The organism is Pseudomonas sp. BJa5, from assembly GCF_030272875.2.
In the GTDB taxonomy this organism is placed as follows: domain Bacteria; phylum Pseudomonadota; class Gammaproteobacteria; order Pseudomonadales; family Pseudomonadaceae; genus Aquipseudomonas.
In genome coordinates this window covers 80,137-90,179 of the sequence record NZ_JALRNG020000025.1, presented here as the reverse complement: position 1 = coordinate 90,179, position 10,043 = coordinate 80,137, and the positions used below count along the sequence as shown (strand labels likewise).

8 protein-coding genes are annotated in these 10,043 nt (G+C 64.0%); 4 read left to right on the top strand and 4 right to left on the bottom strand.

Going from position 1 to position 10,043, the window contains the following annotated elements; genetic code table 11:
• The first annotated feature begins 389 nt into the window (after positions 1-389).
• The 3 genes from M2D63_RS15700 to M2D63_RS15690 all read left to right on the top strand — a co-directional run bounded on the left by M2D63_RS15700 (position 390) and on the right by M2D63_RS15690 (position 4,526).
• Positions 390-3,083 carry a bifunctional diguanylate cyclase/phosphodiesterase gene (locus M2D63_RS15700; RefSeq protein ID WP_285863856.1) on the top strand — a complete coding sequence of 898 codons (2,694 nt, stop codon included), beginning with the start codon at positions 390-392 and terminating at the stop codon, positions 3,081-3,083.
• A gap of 138 nt (positions 3,084-3,221) precedes the next feature.
• Complete coding sequence (msrA, locus tag M2D63_RS15695; RefSeq protein ID WP_285863855.1) at positions 3,222-3,887, top strand: peptide-methionine (S)-S-oxide reductase MsrA; 666 nt, start codon at positions 3,222-3,224, stop codon at positions 3,885-3,887.
• A gap of 9 nt (positions 3,888-3,896) precedes the next feature.
• On the top strand, positions 3,897-4,526 hold the full coding sequence (locus tag M2D63_RS15690) for a glutathione S-transferase (protein WP_285863854.1): 630 nt from the start codon (positions 3,897-3,899) through the stop codon (positions 4,524-4,526).
• Positions 4,527-4,652: 126 nt separating this feature from the next.
• Here the strand turns inward: M2D63_RS15690 and creD are convergent, their stop codons facing one another.
• The 4 genes from creD to M2D63_RS15670 form a co-directional block, all read right to left on the bottom strand.
• Entirely contained in the window at positions 4,653-5,987 is a 1,335-nt protein-coding gene (gene creD / locus M2D63_RS15685) for a cell envelope integrity protein CreD (protein WP_285863853.1), read from the bottom strand.
• Positions 5,988-6,083: 96 nt separating this feature from the next.
• Entirely contained in the window at positions 6,084-7,517 is a 1,434-nt protein-coding gene (gene creC / locus M2D63_RS15680) for a two-component system sensor histidine kinase CreC (protein WP_285863852.1), read from the bottom strand.
• Positions 7,517-8,200: a two-component system response regulator CreB gene (gene creB / locus M2D63_RS15675; protein ID WP_285863851.1), complete on the bottom strand. Its 684-nt coding sequence runs from the start codon at positions 8,198-8,200 to the stop codon at positions 7,517-7,519. Before creB ends, creC begins: the two co-directional genes overlap by 1 nt.
• A gap of 131 nt (positions 8,201-8,331) precedes the next feature.
• The gene (locus M2D63_RS15670) at positions 8,332-8,835 is read right to left on the bottom strand and encodes an ATP-dependent zinc protease (protein ID WP_285863850.1); all 504 of its coding nucleotides are present in this window, start codon (positions 8,833-8,835) and stop codon (positions 8,332-8,334) included.
• Positions 8,836-9,014: 179 nt separating this feature from the next.
• Here M2D63_RS15670 and M2D63_RS15665 point away from each other — a divergent pair, with 179 nt between their 5' ends.
• The gene (locus M2D63_RS15665) at positions 9,015-9,902 is read left to right on the top strand and encodes an acyltransferase (protein WP_285863849.1); all 888 of its coding nucleotides are present in this window, start codon (positions 9,015-9,017) and stop codon (positions 9,900-9,902) included.
• Positions 9,903-10,043 lie beyond the last annotated feature (141 nt).

Here is a 10,043-nt window from a genome sequence, read left to right as displayed (position 1 = left end):
CCGTAAAGGCGGAAGGGGCCGGCAGCGTCGCTGCATGGAATGGATAAGCTCGCCACCTCGACACCCAAGCCCAAGGATCGTAGCCCCTGTATTCCGTGAAGAACCTTTTTTTGCCTGCGATTCCCCTCCGCTAACCGCTGCCACCAGGCTGCGCTCCGTAGGAGCGGGCTTGCCCCGCGATGGCCCCCCACTGCATCGCGGGGCAAGCCCGCTCCTACAGTCGCCAGCGAAGCGCGTCATGCTTAAGAATCCGGCCACGCAGCCGAAACAGTTAGCGCAGAGGTCTCTGTATGGCTTGTCAGGCACCTGCGCATCATGCAACCTTGCCCAACACGCGTAGTAGCAGATTGCGCTATCTGCACGGACTGTCTTCTTGAAGCGAGCACTCGATGAAAAGCCAACCTGATGCCGCCAGCCGTATGGTGGCCGAGGTAGTGACGCAGTTGCCCGTGCCCTCGCGGCTCGGCATGCTGCGCTTCGAGCGCCTGAATGAAGCCAGCTGGGCGCTGCTGTACCTCGACCCCGCCTGCGAGCGCCAGTTCGGCATGGCCGCCGTCGAGTTGTGTGCCCTGGTCGGCTCGCCCTACGCCAGCCTCATGGAGCCCGAGGCGCGCTACAAACTGCATGACGATATCCAGCTGCAGCTTGGCCAGCGCTCGCACTACCGGGTGCGCTACACCCTGCACACGGCCCAGGGCCCGCTGCATCTGTTGGAGTCAGGCGAAGCCTACAAGCAGCACAACCGCCAGCTGCTGCGAGGCTACCTGATGGTGATCGACGCCCAGTCAGGCGATGCACCGAACCTGGGCGCCGCCGAGCTGGAGACCCGCAACAACCGCCTGCAAATCGCCCTGCAGCTCAACCAGCGGGCCCAGCAGGAACAGCTCGAGCATCTGGAACGGGTACGGGCCCAGCAGGAGCTGATCCTGCACCTGGCCCGCCACCGCTACAGCGCCAGCAACTCACTGCTCGAAGCCGCCGAACTGATCACCCGCAGCGCCTGTGAAATCTACAGGATCGACTGCGCAAGCATCTGGTACCTGGAAGGCCAGCGCCTGGAGCCGATTTCCGCCTACTACCGCGAGACCCAGGAATACCGCCTGCCCGAGCCGATCGACGCCAGCCGCTTTCCCGACTACCTCGACGCCCTGCACACCAGCCGCGCCATCGACGCCCACAACGCCACCCACGACCCGCGTACCCGGGAGATGGCCGAGAGCCTGCGCCCGCGCGACATCAACGCCATGCTCGATGCCAGTATCCGCATCGATGGCCAGGTGGTCGGCGTACTGTGCCTGGAACAGACCGGCTCGACGCGGGCCTGGCAGACCGATGAGATCGCCTTTGCCGGCGAGCTGGCCGACCAGTTCGCCCAGGTCATCAACAACCATAACCGACGCACCGCCACCAGCGCCCTGCACCTGTTCCAGCGCGCAGTGGAACAAAGCGCCAATGCCTTCTTGCTGGTCAACCGCGACGGCGTGGTCGAGTACGTCAACCCCAGCTTCACCGCCATCACCCAGTACAGCACCGACGAGGTCCACGGCCACCGGCTCTCGGAGCTGCCGGCCCTGGAGAACCTCAGCGAGCTGCTGTTCGACGCGCCGTCGAGCCTGGCCATGAGCAACAGCTGGCAAGGCGAGTTCAAGAGCCGGCGCAAGAACCTCGAGCCCTACTGGGGGCAACTGTCGATTTCCAAGGTCTACGGCGACAACCGCGAACTGACCCACTACATCGGCATCTACGAAGACATCACCCAGAGCAAGCTGGCCCAGCAGCGCATCGAGCGCCTGGCCTACACCGACAACCTGACCAGCCTGGGCAACCGTCCGGCCTTCATCCGCAACCTCGATGAGCGCTTCGCCCGCGACAGCGACACCCCCATCAGCCTGTTGCTGGTGGACATCGACAACTTCAAGCGGATCAACGACAGCCTCGGCCACCAGACCGGCGACAAACTGCTGATCAGCCTGGCTCGGCGCCTGCGCAACAGCCTGAGCGTCGGCGGTAGCCTGGCGCGCTTTGCCAGCAACGAGTTCGCCGTGCTGCTCGAAAACACCGACCAGGACAGTGGCCAGCAGATCGCCCAGCAGTTGCTCAGGACCCTCGACAAACCAATGTTCGTCGACAACCAGCTGATCAGCGTCACCGGTTCCGTGGGCCTGGCCTGCGCACCGTTGCATGGCCGCGACCCGCAGACCCTGATGAAGAACGCCGGGCTTGCCCTGCACAAGGCCAAGGCCAACGGCAAGCACCAGGTCCAGGTGTTCACCGAAGCGCTCAATGCCGAAGCCAGCTACAAGCTGTTCGTCGAGAACAACCTGCGCCGGGCCCTGACCCAGAACGAGCTGGATGTGTTCTACCAGCCCAAGCTGTGCCTGCGCAGCGGCCGCTTGCTGGGGCTGGAGGCGCTACTGCGCTGGAACCACCCGGAGAAGGGCATGATCCGCCCGGACCAGTTCATCAGCGTCGCCGAAGAGACCGGCCTGATCATCCCCATCGGCAAGTGGATCGCCCGCCAGGCCTGCCGCATGAGCCAGCGGCTGCGCACCGAAGGCCTGGGCAACCTGCAGGTGGCGATCAACCTGTCGCCCAAGCAGTTTTCCGACCCCGACCTGGTCAGCTCGATCGCCACCATCCTCAAGGAAGAAGCCCTGCCCCCGCACCTGCTGGAGCTGGAGCTGACCGAAGGCTTGCTGCTGGAAGCCACCGAAGACACCCACCGCCAACTCGACCAGCTCAAGCAGCTGGGCCTGACCCTGGCCATGGACGACTTCGGCACCGGTTATTCATCGCTCAGCTACCTGAAGAAATTCCCGATCGACATCATCAAGATCGACCGCAGCTTCATCCACGAGATCCCCGACAACCAGGACGACATGGAAATCACCTCGGCGGTGGTGGCCATGGCCCACAACCTCAAGCTCAAGGTGGTCGCCGAAGGTATCGAGACCGCCGAGCAACTGGCGTTCCTGCGGCGTCACCGCTGCGATGTCGGCCAGGGCTACCTGTTCGACCAGCCGATTCCGGGCGCTGAGCTCGCCGACAAACTCAAGCGTTATCCGCGTGGTCCCGGCGCCTGACAGCGGCGTAACACTCGGGCACTATAGAACTCATTCGGGCCCTTTCGCGGGGCAAGCCCGCTCCTACAGGTATCCGGTGGGAGCGGGCTTGTCCCGCGAAAAGGTCACCCCAATCGACCTGACAACAGAGGAACGGCCATGGTCCTGCGCTCGGAAATCCTGGTGAACAAAAACGTCCTGCCTACCGCGGAACAGGCGCTGCCTGGCCGCGAAACCCCGATGGCCCTGCCAGAGAAACACTTCGTCTTCGAAGACACCCCGCTGCTCGGCCCGTTCTTCGAGAATGTCGGCTTCGCCATCTTCGGCCTGGGCTGCTTCTGGGGCGCCGAGCGGCGCTTCTGGCAGCGTGACGGCGTAGTCAGCACCGTGGTCGGCTATGCCGGCGGCTTTACCCCCAACCCGACCTACGAAGAAGTCTGCTCGGGCCTGACCGGCCACACCGAAGTGGTGCTGGTGGTCTACGACCAGGACAAAGTCAGCTACCGCGAACTGCTGGCCATGTTCTGGGAACTGCACAACCCGACCCAGGGCATGCGCCAGGGCAACGACATCGGCACCCAGTACCGCTCGGTGATCTACTGCACCACCCCCGAGCAACTGGACGAGGCCCAGGCCAGCAAACGTGCCTACCAGGCCGAACTGAGCAAGGCCGGTTTCGGCGAGATCACCACCGAAATCGAGCAGGCGCCGACCGTCTACTTCGCCGAGGCCTACCACCAGCAGTACCTGGCCAAGAACCCGGACGGCTACTGCGGCATCGGTGGCACCGGTGTCTGCCTGCCGCCCAGCCTGCAAGGCAACTGAGGGATCGCCATGTCTGCACCAAGCATGATGTTGTTCCACTCGCCGGCGTCGCCCTTCGTGCGCAAGGTCATGGTGCTGCTGCACGAAACCGGCCAGACCGACCGGGTTGCCGTGCACAGCATCAACCTGTCGCCCGTGAGCCCCGATGCCGAACTCAACCAGGGCAACCCGGCCGGGAAAATCCCGGCCCTGCGCCTGGAAGACGGCAGCGTGCTGCATGACAGCCGGGTGATCTGCGAGTACCTCGACCTGCAGCATGTGGGCAACCCGCTGATCCCCCGGGAAGGCTCGGCGCGCTGGCGCCGCCTGACCCTGGCCTCCCTGGCCGACGCGATCATGGATGCTGCGGTGAACACCCGCTACGAGACCTTCCTGCGCCCCGAAGACAAGCGCTGGGACCGCTGGATCGACGCCCAGCTGGACAAGGTCCGGCGAGGCCTGGCAAGCCTTGAGCAGGAGCACATCGCCGAACTGGCCTCGACGTTCGACATCGCCGCCATCGGCGTGGCCTGTGCCCTGGGTTACATCGATTTTCGCATGCCGGACTTCGCCTGGCGCGAGCAGCAGCCCAAGCTGGCGGCCTGGTATGCACAGGTCAGTCAGCGGCCCTCGATGCAGGCGACCGCCCCGTCGGTCTGAAGGGCCTCTTCGCGGGGCAAGCCCGCTCCCACTGTGGGTGCGGGCTTGCCCCGCGATGCAAACGCCACAAAAACACAATATGCACCACCAACCCCGCTGCCCAACGCCTCTCCTCCCGCAACCCGCTCATTGCAACCTCCCCTGGCCAACGCCATACCAATCCAGGCGTCGGGTCAGGACCATGAACACCCCCAGCAAGCCGAACAGCAACAACGCGCCCATCAACAAGGCATAGTCCTCGGCGCTGAGCAGCCCGTAGAGCATGCCGTAAAGCACCACCAAGCCCAGGGCGAAGCCCAGCGCCCGCCACAGGCTGCGCAGCACATGGCTCAGGTAGAAGCCGATCAACAGCACACAGGCCGCGGCCGACAACAGGTAGGCCGGGCCGAAGCCCAGGTACTCGGACAACGACAGCAGCAACAGGTAGAACAGCGCCAGGGCCGCGCCGACCAGGGCGTACTGGATCGGGTGCACGCTGAGGTTGCGCAACACCTCGAAGAGAAAGAAGCCGGCGAAGGTCAGGGCGATGAACAGCAAGGCGTATTTGATCGCCCGTTCACTCTTGAGGTACTGGTCCACCGGATCGACAAAGCTGACCCCGAACGCCCGGCTGCGAAAATCCTCGCAATTGGCATTGGTCACGCACTGGGCCAGGGCGTCCTCCAGGTTGGTGGAAAAGAACGAGGTCTGCCAGCGCGCAGAGAACCCATCGGCATCGACCTTGCGGCTGGCAGGCAGGTAGTTGCCGATAAAGCTCGGGTGCGGCCAGTTGGCGGCCATGCTGACGCCGGTGCTGCGGCCAACCGGCAGCACATGCAGTTGCCCGCTGCCCTGCAGGCTGAGGTCGAAGGCATAGTCGAGCAGGGTTTCGCCCTTGCCGTCGAGCGGCCCGAGGACCACATGCACGCCACTGCCCAGCCAACCCAGGCGGGTGCCGGCCTGGAAATCCAGGCGTCGGTCGTTGAGCTGCAACTGCAGACCTTTCTCGATGCCACGGATGTCACTGATGCCAACGGCGAGAAACGCCGGTTCGAAGCGATAGTCTTCAAAGTCCTCGGTGATCCCCCAGCGTGCTGGCAGCTTGAATTGCCCGCTGATGTGGTTTTCGGCATGGAACAGGCGGGCCTGGTAGATCCCCCGCGAGCGCAGCTCGGTATCGATGCCTGATTCGAGCGCGAAGGTTTCCGGCAGAAAGTACAGATGGCCACTGACCTGGCTGGTTTCCTGGATGCTCCGGCCCTCCTGGAGCGTCCAGCGGCGTTCAGTCTTGCGGTACGGCACCACCAGCACCGGCCCGCTGATCTGCTGGCTGTAGCTGGAGCTCTGGGCGATGTCCTGCACCACGCTGTCGCGCAGCGCCTGGCGCTCGTCGATCAGGCCGCCAATCATCAGCAACGGGATCAACAACAGGATGATCAGCACGGCGATGGCGCCGAGTTTGAGGCTCAAGGTTCGGTTCATGAGGCAAGGCTCCGGTTTCGATGAGCAGAGTCTGCTCACCCGACATGGAGGCCTTGAGGACTTTTGTGGAGCCTGTGTGGAGCTTGTGTGAAGTGTTCAGTCCAGGCGTTTGGCCGGCAGCCACAAGCGCACGCGCACCCCGTCTTCGACGTTGGCGACCTGCAGCGAACCACCGTGCAACTGCATCACTTCCTCGACGAAGTTCAGCCCCAGCCCCGTGCTCTTGCGCCCACTGAATGGGCGCGGCAATGAGTAGAAGCGCTCACTCAAACGGCCCAGGGCATAGTCGGGAATCGCCTCGCCCTGGTTGAACAGGCTCAGGGCCACCTGCCCTTTGCGCCGTTCCAGTTCGAACAGCAACATGCCGCCGGGTGGCGTGAAGTCCAGGGCGTTGTCCAGCAGGTTGGCGATCGCCTGGCGCATCAGGAAGGGCTCGCACAGCAGGCGCACTGACGCCGGTACGCGCTGGCGCACCTGCAGGCCGGCACTTTCGATGCGCGCGCTGTGGGCCAGCAACAGCTCATCGACCAGCGCCGCCAGCGGCACCTGCTGCTGCTCTTCCAGGGTCTGCATCTGCTCGACCTGGGCCAGGTTGAGCAAACGCTCGATCAACTGCTGCATGCGCGCACTTTCGCTTTCGATATTGCCGGCAAAGCGCTGGCGCTGCGCGTCCGGCATCGGCTCCTGAAGCAGCTCGGAAGCACCACGAATGGCCGCCAGCGGACTTTTCAGTTCATGGGTCAGGGTGTGCACGTATCGCTCGACATAGTCCTTGCCTTCCAGCTGGGTGCGCATGCGCTCGACCGCCGCGGCTAGCTGGCCCAGCTCACCCCCACGAAAATTCGGCAGCGCTGCACGCTCGCCGGCGCTGACGGCTTCGGCATAACCGGTCAGGCGCCGCAGCGAGCGTGCCAGCCACCAGGACAGCGCCGCACCGGCCAGCAAACCGAGGACGATCAGCCCCAGGCCCAGGTACAGCAAGCGCCGTTCGGAACGGTCGATGTAGGGCTGCAGCGACTTGTTCGGCTTGGCCACAGTGACCGCGCCAATGATCTTGTCGCCATCGAGGATCGGCGCCGCCACATGCATTACCGACGACTCGGGATCGTCCGGATCGCTGCGGGTTGAGCGCGCGCCATATTCGCCGCGCAAAGTCAGGTAGACGTCGTTCCAGCGCGAATAGTCCTGGCCAACCGCCGAGCCGGTCGAGTCGAGCAGGACGATGCCCTTGGCGTCGGTGACATAGATGCGATGGTTCACCTGGTTCTTGGCCAGACCCCAGATTTCGGCATTGGGCTGCCGTTGCCCATAGGCGCGCAACAGCACGGGAAGGCGACTCTGGCCGAGGGTGCCGGCCTTGACGTCGTCGTGCAGCAACTCGGCCAGCAGGTTGGCGGTGTCGACCAGGGTTTCTTCGGTGGACTGGCGCACACCGGGGCGGATCTGCTCGCGCACGGTGTTGAGGATGAAATAGCCGGTCAGCCCGACGAACAGGAAATAGACCAGGAAGATCCGCATCCCCAGGCGCATCAGCTGCGTCCCGGACAGTAGCTGTAGCCCAGGCCGCGATGGGTCTGGATCGGCTCGCCGTCGGCGGCCACCTGGCGCAGCTTGGCGCGCAGGCTCTTGATGTGGCTGTCGATGCTGCGCTCGTAGCCGGCATCGGCGGCGACCCCGGTGGCATCGAGCAGTTGCTCCCGGCTGAAGACCCGCTCGGGTTGCTCCAGCAGGCTCTGCAACAGGCGAAACTCATGGCGGGTCAGGCTCAGGGCCTGGCCGCGGTAGCTGATCTGCATGCGCAGGGTATCGACCTGGAACTGCGCCGGCGCAGGGGCTGCCGGCTCGGCACGCGGCGCCATGCGCTTGAGGATTGCCCGCACCCTGGCCGCCACCTCGCGTGGACTGAAGGGCTTGACCACATAATCGTCGGCACCGATTTCCAGGCCCACCACCCGGTCGATCTCGCCATCGCGCGCACTGAGGAACATCACCGGCACTTCGCTGAAACGCCGCAGCTGCCGGCAGGTTTCAAAGCCGCTGATATCCGGCAGGCCGATGTCGAGGATGATCAGGTCGGCGGGCCGCTGGCGCTGCTGCGCCAGGGCGGCGTTGCCCAGGGTGACCCACTCGGTGCTGTGGCCCTCGCCCTGCAGGGCGAAGACCAGGGTGTCGGCGATGGCGGCTTCGTCTTCGACGATGAGTATGTGGGGCATGGCGTCCGGGCCTGACCAGGAATGATGAACGTGTAAGAGATTCTAGATCGCCTTGTAGGAGCGGGCTTGCCCCGCGATGCGATGTGACTGACAGTACGCAATCGCGGGGCAAGCCCGCTCCTACAGGGCCGTCAGCAGTCCGGCTTGCCGGCAGTGAATCGGCGCGCCGGATTCACCGCCGCCTTGAACTCGCGCAACGCCTTGGCGCCGATCAACAGCGGGTAGTTGAAGCTGCTGCGGTCGGTCAGGTTGACCTCGACGGTGCGCTTGACGTCGCCCAGGCACAGCTCAAGGTCCACCACCGGGCGCTTGCTGATCTCGGCGCCCTCGCCGTCTTCGTCTTCATCGGCGCGGTTCTTGATCTTGCTGATGCGCGCCAGCTTGTGTTCGTAGACCTTGCCGTCACTGTCCTTGGTGGCCAGGCGAAAGCGTACCCAGTCCTCGCCGTCGCGGGTGAAGGTTTCGATGTCCGTGGCCGACAGCGAGGCGGTCAGGGCGCCGGTGTCCATCTTGGCCTTGAGGGTTTCGCCGCCGAACTCCGGCAGCGTGATGTATTCATAACGACCATAGAGCGTCGGCTCGGCGGCCATGACCGGCAGGGCGAGCAGCGATAGCAGGGCAAGTACAGGTTTCACAGGATCCGCTTCCTTGAGACAAGACAGTGTTTAGACTGCGAAGGCAGGATAGGTTCGCGCCGACAGCTTATCCAACACAAAGTGAAACATTTGTCCGGCCCTCGCCGGCCTGAGCATTTGGCGTACGCGGACGGGCTGCTTATCATTGCCGACTGTCATCCGAATAGACGAGTTTTCTTATGCGCCGCTTGCTGACGGGCATCCTCGTGACCGTGCTGTTGTTGCTCAACACCCTGGTCCTGATCGTCCCCTTGATGGTCTTTGCCCTGCTCAAACTGGTCCTGCCGGGCCGTTACCGCGTCTATGCCTCCCGGGCCGTGATGTGGATCGCCGAGACCTGGTCGGAAATCGACAAGGCCATCTTTGCCCTGTGCATCCCCACCCAGTGGGACATCCGCGGTATCGACAAGCTGCGCCAGGACACCTCCTACCTGTGCGTGAGCAACCACCAGAGCTGGGTCGACATTCCCGCCCTGATCGAAAGCCTCAATCGGCGGGTGCCGTTCTTCAAGTTCTTCCTCAAGAAGGAACTGATCTGGGTGCCGCTGCTGGGCCTGGCCTGGTGGGCGCTGGATTACCCGTTCATGAAGCGCTACAGCAAGGCGTTTCTCGACAAGCACCCGGAACTCAAGGGCCAGGACCTGGAGATCACCAAGGCCGCCTGTGAGCTGTTCAAGCGCCAGCCGGTGACCGTGGTCAACTACCTGGAAGGCACGCGCTTCAGCGAAGCCAAGCGCAGCGCCCAGCAGTCACCCTTCAAACACCTGCTCAAGCCCAAGGCCGGCGGCGTGGCCTTCGTCCTGGCGGCATTGGGCGAACAGCTCGACGCCCTGCTCGATGTCACCATCGTCTACCCCGGCGACAAGGCCCCGGGTTTCTGGGACCTGCTCTGCGGTGCAGTCCCCAAGGTGATCATCGATATCCAGGTGCGCGAGCTGGACCCTGCCCTGTGGAGCGGCGACTACGAGAACAATCCGGCCGTGCGCCTGGCGGTGCAGGGTTGGGTCAACCAGCTGTGGCATGACAAGGATGCACGTATCGAACGCCTGCGGGCCGAGCTGCGCTGAGCGACGATCTGCCAAATCCTGCTGTTGTGGGAGCTGGCATAGCCAGCGATGCAGGCGCCGCGCACGAACTGAGACTGCGATGATGCCATCGCCGGCGATGCCGGCTCCCACAAATAGCCGATTAAAATCTGCATTAATAAT